The following is a 24,266-nucleotide window of genomic DNA, read 5'->3' on the forward strand; positions in this document are numbered from 1 at the left end:
AGACGCGCACGCGCCCCCGGAGCGCCGATCGCGCGTTTCCCGGGGAGGTCCAAATCGGCGGCTTTCGCCCAGGTACGGATACGGGCCGGCCGGATGAGGTGTTCACCCGGCCGGCCCGGCCGAACGCGGCGCGCGCGCCTCAGCGGTGTTCCCCGCGGGTGCTCGCCCTGGTGACGACCTCCTCCGCGGTGAGAGGGGCCTTGGGGTGGTGGGTCAGGCACAGCGGGACCCTCGTCTTGACGAACGCGGCCCCTTCCGGCGCCAGGTAGAACTGCCCCGTCATCAGCCGGGAGATGTCGGCGACCTCACCGCCCTTGGACCGGGCCACCTCCTTGGCCGCCTCGATCTGGGTGGGGGCGTTGAGCAGGCCGAAGAACTGGGTCGTCGCGTTTCCCGGGATCCGGTTGTGCAGCCCTTTGGGTGCCTGGGTGGCGAACACCAGGCCGAGGCCGTACTTGCGGGCCTGGGCGGCCAGCGTCAGCGTGCTCTGCGTGCAGGCGGTCATCGCACCCGACGGCGCGAAGGTCTGCGCCTCGTCCATCACGAACAGGCCGCCCAGCGGGCGATCACCTGCGGGGTGCTTCCTGATCCAGGCGAACAGCGCCATCTGCAACTGGTTGACGAAGCCCTGGCGCTGCTCGTCCGACGACAGGCCGACAAAGCTGATCACCGAGACCCGTGCCCGCCTGCCCGGTGGCGGAGTGAGCAGGACACCGGGGTCGACAGGGGCTCCCGTGCCGGCGAACAGCGGGTCGTTGACCATCGCCGCCTTCAGGGTCTGTGCCAGGTCCGCGGCGATCCGCTCGGCGTTGGCGAGCCCGCTCACGCCGTACGGCAGAGCGGCCAGCAGCTCGATGAGGCCCGGCAGCCCCTGACCGCCTCCGCGCCCGTAGTGCGCGAGAGCCTCCCTGAGCACGGCCTGCCCGTGCTGGGCTCTGGCCGTTCTGGAGTCGAGTTTGGCACGCGGCACGAGCGAGGCGACGGCGGCGTCCACCGCCGCGGCGAACTCGTCGGCGTCGGCGGCGACGCTCGCGAAGTCGGGCAGCGGCTGGAAGCTGAGCGGCCGTCCGGCGATGCGGCCCGGCGTCCAGATGACGACATCGGTGGCGGCCAGATAGTCGGCGGCCTTCTCCGCGTCACCGGGAACCCACTGCGGCGGCGGCTCCGGCCAGCCGTCCCCGAGCCGCGCCAGGTCGTTGTTCGGGTCGAGCACGATCGCCGAGACGCCCTGGAGCGCGCATTCCTCGACCAGACGCCGGATGAGGACGGTCTTCCCCGACCCCGACCCGGCGAAGATCACCGCGTGCTTCCTGAGGGCCTCCAGTTCGACCCCGACGGGCCGCCCGTCGGGAACGGTGCCGCCGAGCGGGATGTACGGCGTGCCGCCCGCCTGAGCGACCGCGGGTTCGGCGATCACAGACGCGGCGACCGCGGGTTCGGCGTGCACGGGTTCGGTGACCATGGATTCGGCGTGCACGGGTTCGGTGACCATGGATTCGGCGTGCACGGGTTCGGTGACCATGGATTCGGCGTGCACGGGTTCGGTGACCATGGATTCGGCGTGCACGGGTTCGGTGACCATGGATTCGGCGTGCACGGGTTCGGTGACCATGGATTCGGCGTGCACGGGTTCGGTGACCATGGATTCGGCGTGCACGGGTTCGGTGATCACGGGTTCGGTGACCACGGGTTCGACATGCACGGGTTCGGCGTGCACGACGTCGACGTGCGGGACACCGGCGTGCACGACGTCGGCGTCGGCGAGGGCTTCGCGCAGCAGCTTGACCTCGTGCGCCGGTCGCCGCGCGGCGAGCCAGGCCCGCAGGTCCGGCGGGTTGTCCGCGTACAGCTGCCGTAGCGCGGCCAGGGACCGGAGGTCTTCCTCCTCCACCACGAGCACCCTGCCGCCCGCCTGCTCGAACGCGGCGACGGCCGCGAGCGTGCGGGGCCCCTTCGACCAGGGCACCGTGCGCAGCACGAACAGCCGCCGCTTGGGGACCTCGGCGTTCAGTCCGGCCATCACCGAGGCGGCACGCAGGCGGCTCAGCGCGGCGACCGGGTGCGTGGCGGCGATGGCGCGAAACGCCCAGTGCGCCTCGTCCTCGGTCTCCTCGTCCAGGGTGCGCCGCAGGCGGGCATGGAGCGGGGGCTTCTTGCTGGGCGGCGGATCGACGCTGAACCGGCGTCCGGCCTCGCCGAGCCCGTCGATCCAGGCCGACAGCCCCGCTGCCAGCAGGGCGGGCATCACGGCGTCCTCGACGGCGGCGTCCAGGGCGTCGGCCACCTGCGCCTGCCGCCTGAGCTCGGCGAAGCGGGCGTCGATGCCCGTGAAGTCGGAGGTCTCCCGGACACGCGGCGGCTGCGGGCCGGCGGCCCGGTCGAGGCTCTCCAGCTCCCGTGCCTCCTGGTCTGCCAGGCAGGCCTCGATGTGCTCGTCGATCCTGATCAGGAGCTGTCGCGGGGTGTATTCACCGGCACCGTCGAACGCGGCCGGCCGTACCGGCCATGTCGGGTAGGGAGGTTCGAAGCCGTGTTCGGCGAACCGGGTCGCGAAGCGCTTCTCGACCAGGGCGCGGGCGGTCTCGGCGTCGGGGAGCGGCTTGAGGTCGGGCATGATCCGGAACCGGTCGCGAGCGGTGTCGGTGGCGAACTTCTCGACGAGGGTCCAGGTCTGCTGCAGGCAGGACAGGATCGTCAGGGTCCTGCGGGTCGTCTCGCGCAGCGCCATCAGCCCGCCGGCCATCTGGTCGACCACGATCAGGTCGTGCCAGTCGTGCACCGCCGTACCGTTACCGGCGACCGGGGACTGCGCGACGAGCACGTCGATCTGGTCGACGGCGATGACGGACGGCCCGGTCAGCGCGAGGAGACGGGAGAGGTCCTTGATGATCTCCTGCGGTGTCTTCGGGAACTGCCGGATCCCCCAGGCCGCGCGTTCACCGGGCTCCTCCTCGGGCAGCGCGGACAGGAAACCGTCGCCCACGTCCTGCGCGGCGTAGTCGGCGCCGGCGCGCAGCACGAGCGCGCGCAGGGTGTCCTTGGCGTCCTTGCCGGCGTGGGGGTTGAACCGGCGCACCCCGTCGGCGAAGGCGTCGAGCCCCTCACGCGTCACCGGACGGTTGCCGATCACCTCGCGCTGCACCCAGCGCGGCACGTCGGCCAGCTCGGACAACCGCCGCAACAGGATCTTGAGCTGGCTCTCTCCTTCGCTGCCGTCCCGCGAGAGGCCGTCGAGCATGGAGACCAGCGTGCTTTCCCAGAAGGTTCGCGCGTCCAGCAGGCCGACCAGGAAGAAGTAGCCGCCCTCCTGCTGGATCCGCTCGCGGACCCAGCCGAGCAGGTGGGTCTTGCCCGAGCCTCGCTGCCCGCTCAGGACCAGGCCGATCGGGCTGGTCGCGCCACCGCCGACCACGTCGGCGAGGCCGCCGAGGATGGCACGTTCCACGGTCCGGTTCAGACCCTCCACGTGGAAGTCCGAGGGACTCCAGACGTCCTCCGGGCCCTCGGCCCAGTTGAACCTGAGCGTCTGGAGCGCTTTGAGCTCGCGGCCGGTCATCGCACCCCGATCGAGATCAGGTGCTTGTCCTGGTCGCCGACGGTCACCGCCGCCGCCCTGGCCTCCGGGGTGAGGACCTTCTGGTTGTTCTCCGGCACGATGCTCACCTCCGGCAGGTGGATCATCCCCTTGAGCGCGCCGTCGACCTCCGCCCTGGCGAGGTCACCGAGCAGCGGTCGCAGCTGCGCCAGGCCGACCCAGGCGCCGGGCTCGGCGGCCAACTCGGCGTAGGCGGCGCGGATGCGAGCGGTGACGTCCCCTTCCTCGCTCGCGGAAGCCGGAGCAGGATCAGGAGCGGGAACGGGCGTGGGAACAGGAGCGGGAACGGGCGCATTGTTCGCGGGGAGGAGGAAAAGGTCCGCGGGGCTCTGCCCGGTCCGCGTCAGGAGTCTGTGCATCAAGGCCAGCAGGACGCGGCTCATCGGTCCGCCCGAGCCGCCGGGTACGGAGATGCCGGACCGGATCTCCTCGGCCATCCTGGCCCAGCCCGCGTCGGACAGGAGATGGACGAAGGCTCGGTCTCGTTTCCGGCTCTCGACGAGCTTGAGGGCGTTCAACCTCTCGCGCTGCTTTCCGGTCAGGGTCAGACCGTAGCGCTCTTTGAGGACGGGGTTGGAAGCCTCCTCCACCTCGACCATCAAGGCCATCAAAATCGTCATATCAGAGAATGAAATTCCTGTTTCCGGCATGTTCTTACCCTTCGCACGTGCCACGGTGAGTTTGCAGGAACCGCTTCAACTCACGGAGTACGGCCGGCATATCGGCCATGACCCGCTCGTTGGTGAAACGCAGGACCGCGTAGCCGTCCTTTCGCAGCCGCGCGTCCCGCGACCGGTCGTCGGCGAGCCTGTCCAGGTGGCGGTGCTCGGGCCCGTCGAGCTCGACGACACAGCGCTCGTCCCGCCACATCAGGTCCACCCGGATGGGATTGGCCAGCGGATGCGGCAGGTAGGTCTGGTTCCAGGCTCGCCCCGCGGCCCAGGAGTGGGGGCCGAGCGCCCGCTCCAGCGCGGACTCCACGAGGCTGGCCGGATGCGGACGTCCCGCGACGGGAGAACCGGCGGGCCCTGAAGTCACGCCTCCCGAAGGCGGTGTGGACGGTGGAAGCGGCGCAGACGATGGAAGCGGCACGGACGGTGTGGACGGTGGAGGCGGCGCGGAGGATAGAGGCGGCGCAGACGGTGGAAGCGGCGCGGACGGTGGAAGCGGCGCGGACGGTGGAAGCGGCGCGGACGGTGGAAGCGGCGCGGACGATGGAGGCGGCGCGGGTTCCACGGTCACCGCCTGGATCCGGTCGACGGCGACCGGCCGGGCGCCGGTGAACCAGACGCCGAACCCACCTCGCTGGGCGAGCCACTCGCCGGCCGACACCAGCGTCTCCTCCTCGGCGGAAGACAGCCCCTCGGGCACGTGGACGAGGATCGACGTGCGAGGGCGGCGGAAACCGGCGGCGAACGCCAGGGCCAGTCCCGCGGCACGCACCTCGGCTGTGCGCGGGCGGCGGTCGCGGGGCTCCGTACCCGTCAGGGATCGCGCGGCGAGTTCGGCCAGGAAGGGAGCGAGGTGGCGGCGTCCGGCCGCCGCCCGCCCGGCGAGCTCGCGTACGGCGGGCACCGCGGCGCCCCCCGGACCACCGATGCCCTCGGCGCCCGGGAGCCATGCGGGAAACAGCTCGACGACGGCCTTTTCCAGCTCGCGAAGCACGTCTTCGACATTTTCCGGTACGTTTCGCCCTTTACTCCATAAGTAGGAGAATATCGCGGGGAAACCCTCGGGTAATGCGTCCGCCGACACCGTGCCGATCGCGGAATTCGCCTCTCGCACCCACACGGCACGGCACATCGGCAGCTCGGCCCATGACTGCGCCACGCCGTTTCCTTTGATGTACGGATGATCCAATCTTGTAGAGATTAGGGGAGCACACAGGAGGGCGTAGGCATTTTTAGCAAAATGTCCTGCGGTCGGTCCCGCGGTCGGACACCGCGGGCCGTCAGGGCTCGTGGGGTGTGAGCACCGGCTCCAGGAAACGCAGCCTGCCCGCCTCGGTGTCGAGCCGGGCCCGTACGCCGATCGGATAGGTCTGCATCGAGATCCCGTGCCCGATGTCCGCCCCGGCGAGGACCGGCACACCCAGGTCGCTCAGCCGTTCCACCAGCATGCGCTCCACGTCACGCGGCTCGCCGCAGTTGGTGAACGTGCCGAGCAGGATCCCTGCCACGCCGTCGCTGTAGGTGGCCCGGCGAAGCTGGGTGATGTAGCGGTCCATCCGGAACAACTCCTCGTCCACGTCCTCCAGGAAGAGGATCGCGTCCCGGGCGGGCAACGAGGTGTCGGTGCCGAGCGAGGCGGCCAGCAGCGTGGCGGTGCCGCCCAGCGTGTGACCCTCCGCGACACCGGGCACGACGGTCCTGGCGTCGGGGAAGACCAGCTCCGTCACCGTCTCCGGATGGAACAGCAGCTTCATCAGCTCGTCGAAGTCGTACTCCCCCGGTCCCTGGTAGAAGCCGTCGCAGGCGACCATCGGCCCGAACAGCGACGCCCAGCCGAGCTTGACCGCGATCGCCTCCAGCAGCGCGGTCACATCGGAGTAGCCCACCACGACCTTCGGCCTGGACGCGTCGATCTTCGACCAGTCGACCAGTTCCAGCGTGCGCTGCATGCCGTATCCGCCGCCGGCGCAGAAAACCGCGTCGAAGGCCGGGTCGCCGAGCGCCTTGACCAGGTCACCGGCCCGCAGGACGTCGTCGCCCGCCAGGTAGTCGTACTCGGTCCCGCCGGCCCGTGAGGAGGCGAACACCTCGGGTTTGAAACCGACCTCCTCCAGCGCCGCCAGGCCCCGATCCAGGTTGGCCTGGTCGGGTGGGCTGCTGGCGGCGATGACGGCGACGCGGGCGCCGGGTCGCAGGGCGGGCGGACGGCGGAAAGAACGGGGAGAAGCGGTCATCGAAGAACTCCTTCAGCGGACGAGGTGGCAGGCGGCGAGGCTGGCGGGCGACGGTTCGCCGGTAAGGACGGGCAGGTCACGGCTTTCGCACAGCGGCTCCTGCTCGGCCGCCCGGAGCGGGCAGCGGGGATGGAAACGGCAGCCCCCGGGAACGGAGGTCGGGTCCGGCGGCTCGCCGGTGAGCAGCACGGCGGGCTCACCCGAATCGGGCAGCACCGACAGCAGCGCCCGGGTGTAGGGGTGGCGGGGACGCAGCAGGACCTCCTCGACCGTGCCGGTCTCGACGATCCTGCCCAGGTACATCACCGCGACCCGGTCGGCGATGTTCCAGGCCAGGCCGAGGTCGTGGCTGACGACCAGCGCGGACAGGCCGAGCGAGTCGCGCAGCTCCAGGATCAGTTTGAGGATCTCGCCCCTGACCGAGGCGTCGAGCGAGGCCACCGGCTCGTCGGCGACGATGACCGAGGGGTCGAGCGCGAGCGCCCCGGCGATGACGACGCGCTGCTGCTGCCCGCCGGACATCTCGTGCGGGAAGCGCCCGGCGAACTCCTCGGGCGGTCGCAGCCCGGCCTTGGCCAGCGCGGCGTACACCCGCTCGCCGAGCCGATCGGTCAGGCCGTGCAGCCTGGGTCCTTCGGCGACGGCGTCGAAGACGTTCTGCCTGGGGTTGAGCGCGCCGCCCGGGTCCTGCAGGACGAGCTGGGTGTGGCGGCGGTAGGCCTTCAGCGCGGCGGCGGAGTAGCCCAGGGGCTCGCCGTCGCTCAACACCTGGCCGCCGGTCGGCTCGACCAGCCCGACCAGGGCTCTGGCCAGTGTGGACTTGCCGCATCCCGACTCGCCGACGAGCGCGACGATCTCGCCCTGCCGTACCTGCAGGTTCACCCCGTCGACGGCGCGTGCGGGCGCGGCGCCCCGGCGCGCCGGGTAGGTGATCGTCAGGTCGCGGACTTCGAGCACGGGTTTCACGCCCCGCTCCCTTCCGGCACGCGCAGACACGCGGCCTCGCGCCACGGGCCGCTCGGCCGCAGCTCCACGGTCTCGGTACGGCAGGCCGCCACGGCCTCGGGGCAGCGCGGTTCGAAGGCACAGCCCTTGCCCTCGCCGAGCCTGGCCAGCCCGGCCAGCTCCGACGGCGTGGGCGGGTCGCCGGGCAGCCCGGCGGGCGCGAGCCGCGAGGCCGGGTCGCCGATCGTCGGGAAGGCCCGGCCGAGGGCCCGCGTGTAGGGGTGCCGCGGCTCGGCGATGAGCTGCCTTGACGGTCCGATCTCGACGATCTGCCCGGCGTACATGACGGCTAGCCGCTCGCACATGTGCGACAGCACCGACAGGTCGTGACTGATCATGATGACGCCGATGCCCGACTCGCGCACCAGCCCGCCGAGCAGCTCCAGCACCTGCGCCTGGACCATGACGTCGAGCGCGGTGGTCGGCTCGTCGGCGATGATCAGGTCGGGCCGGCAGGCCAGCGCCATCGCGATCATGATGCGCTGGCGCTGGCCGCCGGAGAACTCGTGCGGGTAGGAACCGAGCCGCCGCGACGGCACGCCGACGCTGTCGAGCAGTTCGGCCGCCCGCTCGCGCGCCGCTTTCCGGTCGCTCCTGTCGTGCAGCAGGATGGGTTCGCAGATCTGCTCGCCGATCGTGCGCACCGGGTTGAGCGCGCTCATCGCGCCCTGGAACACCACCGAGGCCGCCGACCAGCGCACCGCGCGCAGCCGCGCCCACCTGGCGGTCAGCAGGTCCTCGCCCTCGAACAACACCTCACCGCTCACCTGGGCGGAGGGGTCCAGCAGCCGCAGCAGGCCGAGCGCCATCGTGGACTTGCCCGAGCCCGACTCCCCCGCGACGCCGAGGGTCTGACCCCGGTCGAGGGTGAAGTTCACCCCGCGTACGGCGGGCACGGCGCGCTCGCCGTTGCGGTAGGTCACCCGCAGGTCGCGCACGTCGAGCATCGGGGTCCCGGCCGGTCCGTCCGGCCCTTCCGGCACCCGGACCCGTTCCCCGCCCGTCGCCGGCGTCTCCGGCGCCCGGACTCGCCCCCGCGCCTCGCTCCTCGACGTCATCGGCCTGCCATCCTCGGGTTGAGCACGTGCTCGACGGCGCGGCCGACGAGCGTGAAGCCGAGCACGACCACGAGGATCGCGATGCCCGGCGGCATCAGGTACCACCAAGCGCCCGCCGTGACCGCGCCGCCCGCGAACGCCGCCTGGAGCATCGAGCCCCAGGTCACGCTGGTCGGGTCACCGAGGCCGAGGAAGGTCAGGGTGGCCTCCGACAGGATCGCCGAGGCGACGGTGAGCGTGCTGGAGACCAGGATCAGCGGCATGACGTTGGGCAGCACGTGCCTGATCATGATCTGTGTGTTGCCCGCGCCCAGCACCCTGGCCCGTTCGACGAAGGGCCTCGCCTCGACCGCGAGCGTCTGGGCGCGCACGAGGCGGGCGGTCGCGGTCCACGAGGTCACCGCGATGGCGATCGTGATCGACGCCGCGCCCTGGCCGAGCACGGCAGACAGCGAGATGGCCAGCGGCAGGCTGGGCAGCGCGATGAACCAGTCGGTCACGTGCATCAGGACCCTGCCGGTCCAGCCTTGGTAGTGCCCTGCCAGCAGGCCGACCGCGCTGCCGAGGACCACGGTGAGCGCGGTGGCGATGACGCCGATGCCGAGCGACTCGCGTGCGCCCCAGATGACCAGCAGCAGGACCGAGCGACCCGCCTGATCGGTGCCGAGCGGGTAGCCGTCGGCGGGCGGCGAGAGCTGAGGTCCGTCCACCCTGATCACGTTGAGCTGGTCGTCGCCGATGAACAGCGGCGCGGCCAGGGCCAGCGCGCCGAAGGCGAGGAGCAGGCCGAGCCCGGCCAGGCCGGCGGGCCGCCTGGCGTAGGCGTGGCAGAACCGGCCGAACGCGTGCCGGCGCGGGATGCCGGCGACGGCCGGGGCGTGCGTGACGGCGGTCATCGGACGCCGCCTCGGTGAAGGCGCTTCACTGGGCCCGCACTCTCGGGTCGAGGAAGCGGTAGACCACGTCCGCCAGGAGGTTCATGATGATCACACTCGCGCTGAAGACGATGAAGGTGCCCTGGAGCAGGGGCAGGTCGGGGATTTTGAGCGCCTCGTAGGTCAGGTAGCCGATGCCGGGCCAGGAGTAGACCGCCTCGACCGTGATCGCGCCGCTGACCAGGATGCCGAGGTGCATGAAGATCATCGTGACCGAGGGCAGCAGTGCGTTCGGCACCGCGTGGCGCCGCCGTACGGCGTCGTCGGTCAGGCCCTTGGCCCTGGCGGTCAGCAGGTAGGGGCTGCCCAGCTCGTCGATGATCGAGGTACGCATCACCGTGACGTACTGGGCGAAGACCACCAGGACCATGGTGAGGCAGGGCAGCACCAGGTGCCTGGCCACGTCGACGACGTGGGCCAGGCCCTCCTGCGGCAGCGCGGGGTCGTCCATCCCGCCCGCGGGCAACAGGCTCGGGATCGGCCCCACACCTACGCTGAAGGCGACCAGCAGGATCATGCCGAGCCAGAACGTCGGCACCGACCACAGCGTGAGCGAGGCGCCGGAGGCGATCCGGTCGAACAGGCCGCCGTGCCGCCAGCCGCTGCGGATGCCCAGCCACAGGCCGAGCGCGATCGACAGGACCGCGGCCGTGCCCATGAGGAGCAGGGTCGGCCCGAGCCGGTCGGCCACCAGCGACGAGACCGACTGCTGGAACTGCCAGGAGTAGCCGAGCTCGCCTTTGAGCGTGTTGCCGACGAAAGTGAGGAACCGCTCCCAGATCGGGTCGTCCAGGCCGAGCTGCACGCGGAGCCGGGCGAGCTGGGCCTCGCTCGTGGGACGGCCCCTGGTCAGGGTTCGGACCGGGTCGGACGGCATCAGACTGAAGATCACGAAGCCGATGACCAGTGTGACGAGGAAGCTGACCAGGGCCGCCGCCAGCTTCGAGCCGAGGTAGGGCAGGAAGTCCGACCGCTTGACCCGCCGCCCGTCGAGCTTGGCCGGGCCCGCGGCGGTCAGACTACTCACGGTCACCCGCACCCGAACGGCGCTTGAGCGCGATCCCGCCGCCGGCGAGCGCGAGAAGCAGGACGCCGCCGCCGATCCACAGCGGACCGCCGCCGCCGTCCTCTCCGGCCGGGACGGTCGCCGCCTCGGCGGAAGGCGGCGTGGCCTTGAGGTAGCTCCAGAACGCGGTCTGCGCCGGGTACATGCCCTGCGCGTCCGGTTGCCCGGTGATCAGGCCGGTCACGGTGTCGGTGCGGGCGACGTCGAGGGTGTCGGCGTAGAAGTGGATCTGGTCGACGTCGGCTCTGTAGAGGATGTCCTGCATCTCGGCGACGACCTTGGCCCGCTCGTCCTGGTCGAACGTGGTGAGCTGCTTGCCGAACAGCTCGTCGTAGGCCTTGTCGCAGAAGAAGGCGTCGGTGTTGCCGCCGGTGCCGTCGTCCTTGGGCAGCGTGGCGCAGGTCTGGATGCCGAGCAGGTAGGTCGGGTCGGGACCGGTGGTCCATCCGTCCATCAGCAGGTCCCAGTCGCCCTTGGCCAGGTCGCTGTTGAGCGCGCTCATGCTCAATGTCTGGATCTTGAGCTTGACGCCGATCGTCTCCAGCCAGCCCTTGAGGTAGGTCGAGATGCCGGCGTCGGCCGTGTCGTCGGAGTGGATGCCCAGGCGCAGCTCCAGCGGCCTGCCGCTCTTGGGATCGACGCGGACGCCGTCGGCGCCCTTGGTGTAGCCGGCGTCGTCGAGGATCTCACCGGCCCGGGCGAGGTCGAACGGCGTCTCCTCGCCCGCGGCCGGCTGCCACTTCCACTGCGGCCAGGCCGGCGGCAGGTAACCGGAGCCGACCCCGCCCATGCCGTCGAGCACCTTGGCGACCAGCGTCTTCCTGTCGGTGGCCAGCGAGATCGCATGGCGCAGCACCGGGTCGCCGAGCGCGGGATGGCCGGTGCCGATCTTCTTGCCGGTGCGGGTGCGGGCGTTGTGGTTGACCTCGACACCGGTCCAGCCGTTGCCGACCTCGCGGGCGGTCAGCAGGCTCTTGTCCGCCCGCAGCGCCTTGAACTGGGTCGGGTTCACACCGTTGATGTAGTCCAGCTGGCCGCTGCGCAGGGCGGCGACGGCGGCGTCGGTCGACTTGAAACTCTGCTGGATCATGTGGTCGAAGCCCGGCCGGCCGAGGACGAAGTCCTTGTTGGCGTCGAACTTCGCGTACTGCTCGGGCTTGTACTCCGTGAGCGTCCAAGGGCCGTAGCCGACGACGGGGAAGGTGTCGTTCTTGGCGTCTTTGAGGTTCTTGGCCCGTGGCTCCCAGATGTGCTTCGGGACGATCGGGATGCCGCTGATCGGGATGCTCACGTAGGTGACGTTGGCCTGCGGCGCCTTGGTCTTGATGACCAGCGTCGTGGGGTCGGTCGCGGTGACCGAGGCGAAGTTGCCGACCAGTGAGCCGTTGGCGGTGCCCGCGACGGTGTCGGTCATGATGAGGTTGAACGTCCAGGCGGCGTCCTCGGCCGTGATGGGCGTGCCGTCACTCCATTTCAGGCCGTCTCTGAGCTTGAAGGTCCAGGTGAGCCTGTCCTGCGACGGCGTCCATGACTCGGCCAGGTACGGGCCCGGTCTGCCCTTGGCGTCCAGCGAGTTCAGCGCGGGATAGATCGAGCCGAAGATGTCCAGGGCGCCGTTGAAGAAGGCGAGGAACGGGTTGAGCGTGTCGACGCCCGAGCCTGACATCTTCACCCGCAGCGTGGTCTCCTGCGGCGCGGACGCGGCCGACGCGGACATGACCGACGCGGCCGGCGCGGACGTGGCCGACGCGGCGGACGCGGCCGACACTCCGGCGCTGACCAGCAGCGAACCGCTCAGCGCGCAGGCGGCCAGGGTCAGCCTGCGCCGCGTGTTGCCTGTCCCCATTGATGTCTCCAGGTCGTTCGGCATGCGTGTGTGAACGAATGCTGGCGACCGGAGGGCGCGCCCCCAACAACCGTGCACGCTTCATGACCCTGAGCATCGAAAATCACGATGGTCCGGCGTCCTGCGCCCGCCGGGCTCTACCTTGGTCGGGAACGGTCGCGGCTCCGCCGGGCCGCTGCGCCCGAATGTCCGCACAGATGTCCGCACGGATAAGTGTCGGAGTGCTCTGGTAGATGTGGGCCATGGGTGTGAGCGTCGATGAGTTTCTGGAAATGCTGGACAGGCTTCCCGAGGTCCAGCAGAGCGACGGCGGCAGCTGGATCTCGCTGAAGGTGCGCGGCAAGGGCTTCGGCTACCTGTGGGAGAAGACGCAGACCGTGGGGTTGAAGGCGACGATCGAGGAGCAGATCGCGCTGGTGGCGGAGCGGCCGGAGGTGTTCGAGGTCCAGTTCACCACGGAGCGTTTCGGCTGGGTCGTGGTGCGCCTCGCGGGGATCGAATCGGATGAGCTGTTCGAGCTGGTCACCGAGGCGTGGTGCCTGACGGCGCCCAGGCAGCTGGTCGACGCGCACGAGGGCGGGCGATAGCCGCACGGTGAACGGCTCCTCCTCGCGCGGGCCGGGTCCTTCCTGCGCGGGCCGGTTCCTCCTCGCGCGGGCCGGTTCCTCCTCGCGCGGGCCGGGCTCCCTCCGGAGTGCGTTTCCGGTGGAGGAAATCGAACGGCTCCTCCTCGCGCGGGCGGGGCGCATGCCGGGGTCGGTGGCATCGGTCTCGACCCGATGCCACCGGCCCGCTCCGCTAACCCGCCGCCCGCGGCAGACCGGTGGCGGGGTCGACGGCCGCCAGGAACACGTCGCCGTTGCCGGGCGCGGCGCCGTCGCTCGCGGTTCCGTAGCTCAGCCCGCTCACCAACACCTCGCCGGCCGGGGTGGACGTCGCGTACAGGTTCGGCTCGGCGAACGGGTCGACGCCGTCGTCGCGGGCCGTGCCGAACTGGGCGCTCGCCTGCCGCTTTCCCGTTCCGGTCAGGCGTACGGCCAGCACGTCCGCGCCCCCCGCCGCCACGCCGACCCGGCCGCGGGTGTATCCGATCACCTCGACGGCGCCGCCGGCCAGGGCGACCACCCCGGCCCCCGCGTCCGCGGCCGGGGTGGCGACGGTCGTCGTCCACTTCCGCTGGTTTCCGGAGGTGTAGGCCACGGCCAGCAGATCGCCGCCGCTCTCGCCGGTGGCCACCGCGAGGCCGTCGGTGGTCACCGCCACCGCGCCGAGCCGGTCGTCTCCGGCGCCGCCCGTGGCGGACACCCACTGCGCGGTGCCGTCGGAGCCGTACCGGGCGATCCAGCCGTCCAGCCCGCCGAGCGCCGGCGCGCCGGGCAGCCCGGCCGTGTCGCTGCCGACCACGAAGACGCCGGTGCCGTCGACGGCCACGCCGTAGGCCTTGTCCTCGCCGGTGCCGCCGATCTGGCGTGTCCAGGCGATCTGCCCGTCGGCGTCGACTCGGGCCAGGAAGGCGTCCTTGTCGCCGCTGTTCGTCCCGGCCAGTGCGCCCTTGGTGTAGCCGGCCAGGTAGGCTCCGCCGTCCGGAGCCGCGGTGAGCCCGTAGGCGCGATCGGCCGCACCGGCCACGCCGAACTGGGTCAGCCACCGCACGGCGCCGCTCTCGTCCAGCCGCACCACGAACGCGTCGTCGGTGGTGTTGCCCGGGTGGTGACCGTCCAGGTCGCCCTTGGTGTAGCCGGCGGCCAGAACCCCGCCGTCGGGAAGGGCGACGACGCCGTACAGGCGTTCGTCGGCGGCCGTGCCGAGCTGCCTCGTCCACCGTGTGGCGCCGTCCGGGCCACGGCGCACCAGCACCGCGTCGAGCTTGCCCGCGTGTGGCCGGCCGTCGACGGAGGCGCCGGCGGACAGGCCGAGGGTCGCCGAACCGTCGGCCTGCGCCGCCACGCCGCCCGCCCAGTCGGTTCCGGCGGTGCCGTACAGCGGCGCGGGCAGCCCGGCCGGTGGGACCACGCTCAGGGTGGGGCCGAGGTTCGCCATCCCCTGTTCGAAGGCGGGCGCCCAGACGTTCCAGTCGTGGCCGCCGTCCAGGATGCGCATCTCCGCCGAGATGCCCGGTGCCCGCCGTACGGTGTTGTAGAGCGTTTCGGCTTCGAAGTCGAGGTCGTGGTGCGCGTCGGCGGGCTGCGGGTTGGCGTATTCGTCGTCGCCCACCGCGACGAACAGCCGCACGGGCAGGTCGGGGTCCACCTTGGCCAGCAGGTTCGGGTAGTTGAGCCCGTCATAGACGTCGTCGACGAATTTCCGGTCGCCGAGACCGAACGCGCCGTAGTCGCGGGCCGAGGAGTCCGCCGGCGGCAGCGGCGTGTAGACGGCGGGGCTGAGGACGAGCGCGCCGCCGAAGAGGTCGGGGTGGGCCAGGGTGAAGCGCAGTGCGCCGTAGCCGCCCATGGAGTAGCCGCCGACCATTCGTGCGTTGCGGATCGGCGCGGTGCGGTAGGTGGTGTCGACGTGGTCGACCAGGTCGTGGGTGAAGGCGGTCTCCACCGGCCGGCCGGGCGTGTCGGCGCCGGTGTAGCGCGAGTCCACGTACCAGCTGCCGCCGCCGCTCCAGGGCGCGTCGGGCATGACCGCGATGAGGGCGGGGACGCGTCCGTCCTGGATCAGCCGGTCCAGCGTGTCCTTGACCCGGGTCCAGGCCTGCGACGTGTCGCCCCTGCCGTGGAGCAGGTAGAGCACCGGGTACCGCTGTGCGCCGCGGCCGTAGCCGTGCGGCAGGTAGACGTTGTACGCGATGGGTTCGCCGAGCGCGGCGGAGTAGGCGGAGCCTGCGGTGATCGTGCCGGTCCGGCTCCTGCCGACCTGCGCCTGACCGGGTACGGCGAGCGCGGCGACGAGCGCCAGAGCTGCCAGAACACCGAGCCCGCGCCATCGCGAAACGGCCATCGGGTCACTCCTTGATAGTGCTGTAAACGTTTACAGCAAAGTGGTGCGCATACGAGGGATGCCGAGGTTGTTTCCGGCGAGTTTCCTCACCCCCTTCGGTGATGTCAATAGGCGCCTGTTCGACCGTGCGGAAGCCGAAACCCCTGTCACCCCGGGCGACCTGTGCGTACTCGTGGATCGATCCATCGAGACGATCACGGCGCAGGTGCCGCGCATCGCCGGTCGCCGAAGAGAAAGCCGTCGAGATGGCATGCTGACAACGTGGTCGAACCCGACATGCGCCTGCGTATCACCGCCGAGTTGCTGCTGTTCCTGCCCGCGAGCCGCCGTCGCGAGTGGCAGCGCGTGACGCCCGACGGAACGTCCACGCTGGGACACGTCGTGGAATCGCTCGGCATCCCGCTGCCGGAGGTGGGGCCCATGACCGTCGACGGCGCGGCGGTCGGCCCGTCCTACCAGCCCGCCGCCGGCGACGTGGTCCACGTGCGCGCCGTGCCCCGCCCCCAGCGGGTGCCGCTCGAACCGGGTCAGCTCGCGCCCCGGTTCCTGCTCGACGTCCATCTCGGCACCCTCGCGCGGCGGCTGCGGCTGCTGGGCGTGGACGCGAGCTACCACAACGACATGGACGACCCCTCGCTGGTCGCCGAGGCGAACGCGGAGCGCCGCGTGCTGCTGACCCGGGACCGCGGGCTGTTGCGCCGCCGGGCGCTCTGGCTCGGCGCCTACGTACGGGGCGCCAGTCCGCAGGACCAGCTCAGTGACCTGCTGGAGCGTTTCGCACCGCCGCTGCGGCCGTGGACCCGCTGCACCGCCTGCAACGGGGAGCTGGCGCCCGTCGGCAAGCACGAGATCGAACGCCTGCTGGAGGCCGGGACCCGGCGTTCCTACGACGTCTACGGCCGGTGCCCGAAGTGCGGCCGGATCTACTGGCGTGGCGCGCACAGCGGACACCTGGAGGAGATCGTGCGGTCGGCGGAGCGCGCGGTCGGTCTCCATCCGTAGGTTCCGGTTTCGCCGCCGTCCGGCGTCCCGGCGGCGAACGGCGGCGGGCCCCGACGAGGCCGGAGCGCTTACCGGAGCGGCCGGGGAAGGCGGATGGTCAGGATGCGGCTGGTGACGCCGGAGTCGATCAGGCGGCCGTCCGCCCCGAAGGAGCCGAGGCCGAAGTCGTTGTCGTTGGCGACCGCGATCGTCCTGGGGTCGATCACCGCGACACCCTCGATCTTCCCGGGAAGTCCGGTGATCGCGGCCAGATCGACGGCCAGGGACTTGGTCGCGACGGTGACGCCGGCGGGAAGGGACGCCTCCAGCGACGGCGTGGTCGCCGGGTCGTCGTGGACGCCGCCGAGGAGGTCGGTCGCCCGGCGCAGGTCGACGGTGTAGAGGCGGGCGACGGCGTCGGTGCGCTCCTGGAGCAGCAGGCGGCCCGGCCTCAGCACGGTGAGCGCGGAGATCTTCATGTCGCCCTGCTCCGCGGCCGGGTCAAAGGTCGCGACGTTCTCCATGGTGTAGGCCCACTCGCCGGTGGGCCGCCCGGTCCGCAGATCCACCCGCAGGATCCGGGCGGTGCCGGAGGCCTTGCCGGTCTTCTTGTCGGGGTTGGCCAGCGGACTCTGCACGGCCACGTACAGGGCACGCTCGGCCTGCGAGATGCCGAGCGCCTCAAGGCCGCGGTTCTGCTGACGGGTGGCGAAGATCGCGGGCAGCGTCTCGTACACCGGGTAACCCGTCCCGGTCAGGCCGAGTCCCTTGGGCACGTACCGTGCCAGGATGCGGCCGTCGGCGGCCACGTGCACCAGCGAGGGGGAATACTCCTCCACCAGCCAGAAGCCACCTCGCCCGTCGGCGACGACGTCCTCGGTGTCCAACCCGGCGGGGTCGTAGGAGAGCGGAGTCAGGCCGTCCCAGCCGTAGGGCACCTCGTCGTGACCGGCCTGGTTCGACAGGCCGCTGATCGGCGTGCCGTCGGTCCTCTTCAGCGGGAGGCTCTCCACGATCCTGGCCACGCCGCGCCGTACGGCCACGCGCACGATCGCGGGCGCGAACTCGGGCACCGGGAACGTGCGGCGCTTCTCCCCGTTGACCTTCGGCTCGCCGTTCGGGCCGCGGTCGGTCACCATCCAGTACTCGCCGGCGCGCCCGGCGGGATGAAGGCCGCTGCCGACGCCTCCCAGCTTGACGCCTCTGTCGTCCTTGACGATTCCGGGCTCGAACGCGGCCAGGTCCGGGGCGGGCAGCGTCACGTCGGAGACGATCCGCGGCTCCCGTCCGGGCGCGGCGTCCGCGGGACCGGCGACCGCGGTGGTGAGCGCCGCGGCGGCGGCCAGCACGGCGATGAATGAACGCGACATGGCGCTTCCTCTATCGATGACCAGGAGACAGGACCCGAAAGCTATCGACGCTCCGCGTCCTGATGTTGAAGCCCCGATGAACGCGGGGAGAAGTCGCGTGGCGACGCCGGCCGGAAGCCGAGGGCGCCGGCGAGGCTCAGCGCGATGACGCAGACGATGATGAGGTCGGCCGCCAGCGGAGCGACCCACGGACGGTAGATCTCCAGGATCCACCCGGTCAGCGCGGTGGGCTGCAGGAGACCGGAGGCGCCGGGCAGATAGATGAGGGTGGTCACGATCCCCCGGGCGATCAGCAGCCCGTCGAGGCGGCCGGCCGGCATGAGGGCCAGCAGCGGGAACAGCATGGCGTCGTACCAGGGGTGCTGCACCGGAGAGGTGAGCAGCCAGCACAGGCACCACGCCAGCGCCGGCCGTACGGAGTCGAGGCCGGACGGTCCCGGGGGAAGCCGCCGGCACAGCAGGAGACCGATGAGGAGGGCGGCGCCGAGGGCGAGCCGCCCTTCCAGCACCGACGACTGCGCCCCCAGGCCCAGCGGGTCGGTGATCACACGCCACGGATCCGCCAGCGAGCGAGAACCGATCTTGCCTACCACGTTCCCGAACGCCGCCGGCCCCTGCGTCACGTACGCCGCGGCCAGGATCGCGGACACGCCCGCGGCCATCGCCGGGAAGGTGGCCGCCGGCCGGCGGGCCGCCCAGGCCAGACCGGCGCCGGCGAGGACGAACGGCGCCTTGACCGCGGCCGCCGCGCCGAGCAGCACCCCCGCCGACAGCCCCGCCACCGCACCGCCCCTGCGCAGCGCGAGGAAGGCCGCGACGAGGAAGAACACCCCCAGGCCGTCGATGTGCCCGCCCAGCACCACGTGCCACAGCATCAGCGGGTTGAGACTCCACAGCAGGTGGACGCGGACCCGCCGACCGCGGTCCGGTCCCGCCAGCCGGTCGAGCATGAGAGCGGACAGCAGGAACGCCAGACCGATCATGATCTTGAGTGCGAGGACGGTGCCGGCCATCGTCCCGCCGCCCAGCCACGAACCGGCCGTCTGCGCCCAGGTGGCCAGCGGCCCGTACACCGAGGGGGCTCGGCGCCACGCCAGCGGGGCGAACTCGCCGACCGGGTCCCCCATGTTGTGCAGCCACGCCGGGGTCATCACATACGGGTCGTGCCCGAGGGCGGCGATGCGCCCGTAGACCGCGTAGTTGAGCACGTCCGTCGACCCGGCGGGCGGCACGAGCGTGAGGACGAGGACGGCGACCACCGTGCCGGCGGGCAGGATCCCCCGCGCGGGACGCCACCCCCGGCGCAGCGCGTACAGCCCGGCGCCCACGCCCAGGCCGCCGGCGATGACGGCCGCCCAGCACGACAGGATCACCGGCGTGTCGGAGGGGCCGGCCCGCAAGGACCAGGGCGGGTCACCGCCGCCGAGCTCGGGCACCGCCGCGGACGGCCCGAGGAAGGCGACGCCCAGCATGACGGCGAGGGCGATCCCGATCATGGCGAGTCCCGCCCGCCCGGCGAACCGCGCGCGCCGTGACCCGGCGGCGTCCGCCGGGTCCTTCGCCGGGGGGTGCGGGACAGGCTGAGCCGACGTCGACACCTGCCGAACCTCCAAGGGACTCCTGCGATGGCCGCGGCACCGCGGCAGCCGGACATGAGCCGGCGCGGTCACCGGACGCGCCGCATGACCGGCTCCCGCCGAGCCGTCACCGTCGCCGATCTCAGGGGAGAGGCGGCCGGGTCGTCGGCGGCGTGGCGCGGCATCGGCGCGATGCCCACCCTAAACGGAGATCATCGATGATGCCGAGCCGATCATCATCGACGCTGGTCACAGCGTTCACGAGGCGGCGCCCGACGCGTTCGCGGCCGCGGCGGGCGGATTCCTCACCGGAGCGATCGCGGTCAGGGCCCTCTCGCAGGTCTCCACGCTCACCCCGCGGGCGGCCACGCGCCGCGCGCCCCACGGCCGCCCGCCTCCTGAGGCCACCGGGTGCCGTTGGTTATGTTGAGGACGTGACAGCACTCGTCTCGCGCCCGCTGGGCCGTACCGGTCTGGCGGTGACGCCGCTCGGTCTCGGCCTCGCCGCGCTGGGCCGTCCCGCCTACATCACACTCGGCCGCGAGGAGGATCTCGGCGACGACCGCGGGGTCGCCGCGATGCGGTCACGGACCTGGGCCGTGCTCGACGCGGCGTGGGCGGCGGGCGTGCGCTACTTCGACACGGCGCGTTCGTACGGGCGCGCGGAGGAGTTCCTCGCCGGATGGCTGCATGAGCACGGCATCGCCCCGGGCGCGGCGGTGGTCGGCTCGAAGTGGGGATACGCCTACGTGGGCGACTGGCGGATGGACGCCGAGCAGCACGAGGTGAAGGAGCTGTCGGCCGGGCGGCTCCGCCGCCAGCTGGACCAGACGCGCGGGCTGCTCGGCGGGCATCTGTCGCTCTACCAGATCCATTCGGCGACGGTCGACAGCGGCGTGTTCGAAGACGACGACGTGCTCGGCGAGCTGCGCGCGTTGCGGGCCGAGGGCGTCGCGATCGGGCTCAGCACGACCGGGCCGCGGCAGGCCGACGCCATCGTGCGAGCGATCGAGACCGGCGTGTTCGACACGGTGCAGTCCACCTGGAACCTGCTGGAGCGTTCGGCCGGCGAGGCGCTCGCCCGGGCGCACGAGGCGGGGATGGGCGTGATCGTCAAAGAGGGGGTGGCGAACGGCCGGCTGACCGCCCGCGCGGCGCCCGACCCGCTCATGTCCGCCGCGCGGGAGCGGGGGGTGACGCCGGACGCGCTCGCGCTCGCGGCCGTGCTCGCCCGGCCGTGGGCCGCGGTGGTGCTGAGCGGCGCGGTGTCGGCCGGGCAGCTGCACGACAACCTGGGCGCGATCTGGGCCGGATGGAACGCGGAGCTCGACGAGCGGCTCGCCGGACTGGCCGAGGACCCCGACGCCTACTGGGCCGAACGCGGCACGCTCGCCTGGGGCTGACCACCGCCCGGCGACTCCGCGAGACCATGCGGGAGGCGCTCGGGGACCGGCTCGGCCTGCGCGCCGAAGACACCCTTCGCGCACGGCCGGGAACCCCCCGTGCCGGGACCGGTGACGAAGGGAGCGGTCCGCGCATCTCGAAGGCCGTGCCGTCTTGCCGAATCCTCCGGTAGATGACACGTTCGAGAATGGCCCTGCCGTCGAGCCTTGGGGGTGCCTCCCGGCCATGGACGACCACATCACCGAACACACCGGCCACACCGATGACGACCTGCCGAGACTGCCGTTCACCCGCGACGACCCGCTGACGGTTCCGGAGATGTACGGCGCGCTGCGGAGCGTCAGGCCGGTGACCCGGGTCCGGACGCAGGCGGGCGACGTCGCCTGGCTGGTGTCCGGCTACGAGGAGGCCAGGCAGGCCTTCGCCGACCAGCGTCTCGGCCGCTCGGCGCCCGACCCGGAGCGGGCCGCCCGGATCTCCGCCTCGCCCCTGATCGGCGGCCCGCGCGGCGACATCGAGACGGAGAAGACCGAGCACGAGCGGATGCGCCGGATGCTGGCCCCGGCCTTCTCCGCCCGCCGGATGAGCGCTCTCGAACCGCATGTCCAGCGGCTCGTCGACGGCCTGCTGGATCACATGGCCGAGCTACCGTCCCCGGTGGACCTGCGGCAGGAGTTCTCCGTGCCGCTGCCCGTGCTGGTGATCTGCGAGCTGCTCGGCGTGCCGTACGGCGACCGCGAGCACTTCAGGAAGCTGGCCGACGCGATGACGGACCTGAGCGACCGGGAGCGCTCCGAGGCGGCGATGGCCGAGCTCGCCGACTACACCCGCGGCATCCTCGCCGACAAGCGGGCGCACCCCGCCAACGACGTGTTCTCCGACATGGCCACCATGGACGCGCCCGACGAGGAGATCGCCGAGCTCGCCGCGGGACTGCTGTTCGCCGGACATGAGACGACGGTCAACCGGATCGACTACGGCGTGCTGCTGCTGCTCGCCAACCCGGCGCAGCGTGACGCCCTGCTCGCCGACCCGTCGCTGGCGGGCGCGGCGACGGAGGAGATCCTGCGGGTGGCCGCGCCGGGCAACCACGGCCTGCCCCGATACGCCCACGAGGACGTGAGCATCGGCGGGGTGACCATCAAGCGCGGTGAGGCGGTGCTCATCGCCGCGACGGCGGCCAACCGCGACGAGCGGGCCTTCCCCGACCCCGACCGTTTCGACATCGGCCGCGACCTGGGCGACCCGCATCTCGCGTTCGGCTACGCGGGCCGCTACTGCATCGGGGCGAGCCTGGCCCGGGTGGAGCTGCGGACGGTGTTCGGCACCCTGTTCCGCCGTTTCCCCACGCTGGCCCTCGCCGTGCCCGTCGAGGAGCTGGTGCAGCGCGAGGCCTCTCTCACCGGAGGGTTCACCCGCATCCCGGTCACCTGGTAGCGGCCGGAGAACCCCGGGCACGCCGCCGACCACGAGTAGCGGGCGTTGGTCGTCAGGAGGTCCCCGCCGTGCCGATCCCGGAAGCCGGGAGGCCGGTACGGCGGGGCGGCGGCGGACGTGGTCAGTCGGCGATCTCGACCGTGGCGGTCTGGGCTGCGCGCAGAGGCACCACCGCGACGGTGTAGTCGACGCCGTCGATCACCCGGGGCACGCCGATCCTGCGGTGCCCGTCGACCTTCAGCCAGCGGTGCCTGCCCGGGAAACGCGCCTCCCAGAAGGTCTGGTGGCCGGAGCCGTTCGTGAACGTGGTCGAGGTCTGGCCGTCGTGCCGGACCGTCACCTTGCCGTCCCCGACCGGCACGTCGGCCACCTCCAGCCAGCCGATGTCGGCGGGCAGCCGCGACTGGGTGGCGACGGTGCGCCGCGGGGCGTCGGGCTGGATGCCCATCAGCCCCTCGACCGTCTGGCTGACCAGGGTGAACGACACCTCGGGATAGTCGCCGTTGAGCCCCTGGCGGCTGACGACATGCCTGCCCTCGCGCCTGTCGTAGACGTTCTTCATCCACTTCCACGCCGTCTCGTTGCGGTTGTGCCTGAAGAACGTGTCGGGCAGGTACGTGAACGCCTCGATGTTGCTCGGCCCCTCCGGGCCGGAGGCCTCGGTGTCGATGAAATCGAGGTAGGCGTCGTTGCGCGGGCCCGCGTCGATGATCCCCTTCATCGGCATGAACCAGCTGTTCTCCTTGCCGAAGCCGGTCAGCGGCGTGCCGTCGACGGTGTAGGCGCGGACGAGGTCGGCGCTGCCGGGCTTCCTGCTCCAGGTGTCGTTGAAGTAGCGCTTGAGATCGCGTGCCTTGGCCGCGTACTCCGCCGCCAGTTTCAGCTCTCCCTTGTGGGCGGCGAGGTCGGCCAGCGCCTTGTACGCCTGGTACTGCGAGCCGATCCCGTCACCGGCCTCGGCCAGTGGCTCGCCGTCCTCGTTGTAGCTGGCCGTCCCCTGGAAGATGCCTCTGCCGGTGCCCTCGGCGACCTTGACGGGCCCGTTGGGGACGGTGCCGTCGTGCAGCTCGACGAACTCCTTGGTGGCGTGCCTGTAGTAGTCCCAGAACACGGGGTCGTCGAGGTAGGCGCGGTCGCCGCTCCAGCGGAACGCGTGGTTGGCCTTCTCGACCAGCTCGAACGTGGCCGGCACCTCGCGTACGAAGTTGGTCGGGCTCCGGTAGTCGATGGAGAGGTTGGTGGAGGCGTCGAAGTTGACCGCCCACACCGGGTAGTACTTGTGCTCCTCGGTGGCGGAGGCGGCGAAGGAGCGGAGCATCGTCTTGTTCTCGGCGGCCAGGCCGAGGATGTGCGCTCCGGCCAGCTGGTGGGCGAAGTCGCGGGAGTAGTAGCCGCTGCGGTGGGCGTATCCGGCCCAGTAGGTGGAGGCGTAGGTGCCCTCGCCGGTGCCGCCGGGCTGGCGCTCGTCGACGTTGAGCGGGCCCGGGGCGCCGCTCTGGTGCACCCAGCTGCCCGCCTTGGCCTTGGCCCAGTCGAACATCTCCACGATCTCGGTGTTGGACGAGCTCACGCGGGGGCCGGCGGCCGCTACGGGCGAGATCATCACGTCGTCGGCGTTCACCCAGCCGGAGCCGGAGCCGAACACGATGCCCAGCTGGTCGCCCTTGGCGAGCTCCACGTCGGAGATGGTGTAGCGGGTGTAGGTGGAGCGGGCGGGCAGGGTCATGGTGCCGGCGGCAGTGCCGGCCGCAGTGTCGGCTACACGGCCGTTGCGCAGCACGGTGAAGGTGCCTCCCGGGCCACCGGTGGCGATCCAGGCGGAAACGGAGTAGCGGCCCGTGGTGGGGACGACGACGGTCTGGCTGACGCTCTTGCCCGCTCCGGAGTCGAGGTAGATCAGTTTGGCGCCGCCGTGCGGCAGGTTGGTGGCGACTCCGGTTCCGGGGGTGAACGTCCAGCCTTCGACCCCCTTCTCGAATCCGGGATTGACCACGACGAGCGGGGCGCCCGGCGCGGCCTGGGCCGGGGTCAGCGCCGTGGCGGCGAGCAGGGAGGAGCCGAGCAGGGTGGACAAGACGATGTACCTCATGTGTCTCCCGATTCAGGGGGTGATCGGATGAATTTCCGGGGCGCTAACGGTT

General features: G+C 71.6%; 17 protein-coding genes. 4 read left to right on the forward strand and 13 right to left on the reverse strand.

Features of this window, described 5'->3' with window-relative positions; translation table 11 throughout:
- Positions 1–139: 139 nt before the first annotated feature.
- The 9 genes from ACQPYK_RS38500 to ACQPYK_RS38540 all read right to left on the reverse strand — a co-directional run bounded on the left by ACQPYK_RS38500 (position 140) and on the right by ACQPYK_RS38540 (position 12,410).
- On the reverse strand, positions 140–3,556 hold the full coding sequence (locus tag ACQPYK_RS38500) for a helicase HerA domain-containing protein (protein ID WP_433242678.1): 3,417 nt from the start codon (positions 3,554–3,556) through the stop codon (positions 140–142).
- Positions 3,553–4,215, reverse strand: a complete 663-nt coding sequence (locus tag ACQPYK_RS38505) for a hypothetical protein (protein WP_433242681.1) — start codon at positions 4,213–4,215, stop codon at positions 3,553–3,555. Before ACQPYK_RS38505 ends, ACQPYK_RS38500 begins: the two co-directional genes overlap by 4 nt.
- 34 nt (positions 4,216–4,249) lie before the next feature.
- Positions 4,250–5,260, reverse strand: a complete 1,011-nt coding sequence (locus tag ACQPYK_RS38510; protein ID WP_433242684.1) for an endonuclease domain-containing protein — start codon at positions 5,258–5,260, stop codon at positions 4,250–4,252.
- A gap of 286 nt (positions 5,261–5,546) precedes the next feature.
- Entirely contained in the window at positions 5,547–6,500 is a 954-nt protein-coding gene (locus ACQPYK_RS38515; protein ID WP_433242687.1) for a S66 peptidase family protein, read from the reverse strand.
- A 12-nt stretch (positions 6,501–6,512) separates the two neighbouring features.
- On the reverse strand, positions 6,513–7,466 hold the full coding sequence (locus ACQPYK_RS38520; protein WP_433242690.1) for an ABC transporter ATP-binding protein: 954 nt from the start codon (positions 7,464–7,466) through the stop codon (positions 6,513–6,515).
- The gene (locus ACQPYK_RS38525; RefSeq protein WP_433259040.1) at positions 7,463–8,452 is read right to left on the reverse strand and encodes an ABC transporter ATP-binding protein; all 990 of its coding nucleotides are present in this window, start codon (positions 8,450–8,452) and stop codon (positions 7,463–7,465) included. Before ACQPYK_RS38525 ends, ACQPYK_RS38520 begins: the two co-directional genes overlap by 4 nt.
- A 107-nt stretch (positions 8,453–8,559) precedes the next feature.
- Positions 8,560–9,459, reverse strand: coding sequence for an ABC transporter permease (locus ACQPYK_RS38530; protein WP_433242693.1), 900 nt, complete (start codon positions 9,457–9,459; stop codon positions 8,560–8,562).
- A 25-nt stretch (positions 9,460–9,484) separates the two neighbouring features.
- On the reverse strand, positions 9,485–10,525 hold the full coding sequence (locus ACQPYK_RS38535; protein ID WP_433242696.1) for an ABC transporter permease: 1,041 nt from the start codon (positions 10,523–10,525) through the stop codon (positions 9,485–9,487).
- Positions 10,518–12,410 carry an ABC transporter substrate-binding protein gene (locus tag ACQPYK_RS38540; protein ID WP_433242699.1) on the reverse strand — a complete coding sequence of 631 codons (1,893 nt, stop codon included), beginning with the start codon at positions 12,408–12,410 and terminating at the stop codon, positions 10,518–10,520. The genes ACQPYK_RS38535 and ACQPYK_RS38540 overlap by 8 nt, the downstream gene beginning before the upstream one ends.
- A gap of 242 nt (positions 12,411–12,652) precedes the next feature.
- Here ACQPYK_RS38540 and ACQPYK_RS38545 point away from each other — a divergent pair, with 242 nt between their 5' ends.
- Positions 12,653–12,997: an MmcQ/YjbR family DNA-binding protein gene (locus ACQPYK_RS38545; RefSeq protein WP_433242702.1), complete on the forward strand. Its 345-nt coding sequence runs from the start codon at positions 12,653–12,655 to the stop codon at positions 12,995–12,997.
- 211 nt (positions 12,998–13,208) lie between these two features.
- On the opposite strand, the gene ACQPYK_RS38550 is transcribed toward ACQPYK_RS38545, so the two are convergent.
- On the reverse strand, positions 13,209–15,356 hold the full coding sequence (locus ACQPYK_RS38550) for an alpha/beta hydrolase-fold protein (RefSeq protein ID WP_433242705.1): 2,148 nt from the start codon (positions 15,354–15,356) through the stop codon (positions 13,209–13,211).
- A 276-nt stretch (positions 15,357–15,632) separates the two neighbouring features.
- On the opposite strand from ACQPYK_RS38550, the gene ACQPYK_RS38555 reads away from it, so the two are divergent.
- Positions 15,633–16,358 carry a Mut7-C RNAse domain-containing protein gene (locus ACQPYK_RS38555; RefSeq protein ID WP_433259042.1) on the forward strand — a complete coding sequence of 242 codons (726 nt, stop codon included), beginning with the start codon at positions 15,633–15,635 and terminating at the stop codon, positions 16,356–16,358.
- Positions 16,359–16,426: 68 nt separating this feature from the next.
- Here ACQPYK_RS38555 and ACQPYK_RS38560 read toward each other — a convergent pair whose 3' ends face one another.
- The gene (locus tag ACQPYK_RS38560) at positions 16,427–17,707 is read right to left on the reverse strand and encodes an esterase-like activity of phytase family protein (protein WP_433242708.1); all 1,281 of its coding nucleotides are present in this window, start codon (positions 17,705–17,707) and stop codon (positions 16,427–16,429) included.
- Between the two features lie 41 nt (positions 17,708–17,748).
- A complete protein-coding gene (locus ACQPYK_RS38565) occupies positions 17,749–19,305 on the reverse strand; it encodes a hypothetical protein (protein ID WP_433242711.1) in 1,557 nt (518 codons plus the stop codon).
- A gap of 413 nt (positions 19,306–19,718) precedes the next feature.
- On the opposite strand from ACQPYK_RS38565, the gene ACQPYK_RS38570 reads away from it, so the two are divergent.
- A complete protein-coding gene (locus ACQPYK_RS38570) occupies positions 19,719–20,687 on the forward strand; it encodes an aldo/keto reductase (RefSeq protein WP_433242714.1) in 969 nt (322 codons plus the stop codon).
- A gap of 226 nt (positions 20,688–20,913) precedes the next feature.
- A complete protein-coding gene (locus ACQPYK_RS38575) occupies positions 20,914–22,125 on the forward strand; it encodes a cytochrome P450 (protein ID WP_433242717.1) in 1,212 nt (403 codons plus the stop codon).
- 121 nt (positions 22,126–22,246) lie between these two features.
- On the opposite strand, the gene ACQPYK_RS38580 is transcribed toward ACQPYK_RS38575, so the two are convergent.
- The gene (locus tag ACQPYK_RS38580) at positions 22,247–24,214 is read right to left on the reverse strand and encodes a hypothetical protein (protein ID WP_433242720.1); all 1,968 of its coding nucleotides are present in this window, start codon (positions 24,212–24,214) and stop codon (positions 22,247–22,249) included.
- Positions 24,215–24,266: the final 52 nt, after the last annotated feature.

Source organism: Streptosporangium sp. CA-135522, assembly GCF_050949235.1.
Taxonomy (GTDB): domain Bacteria; phylum Actinomycetota; class Actinomycetes; order Streptosporangiales; family Streptosporangiaceae; genus Streptosporangium.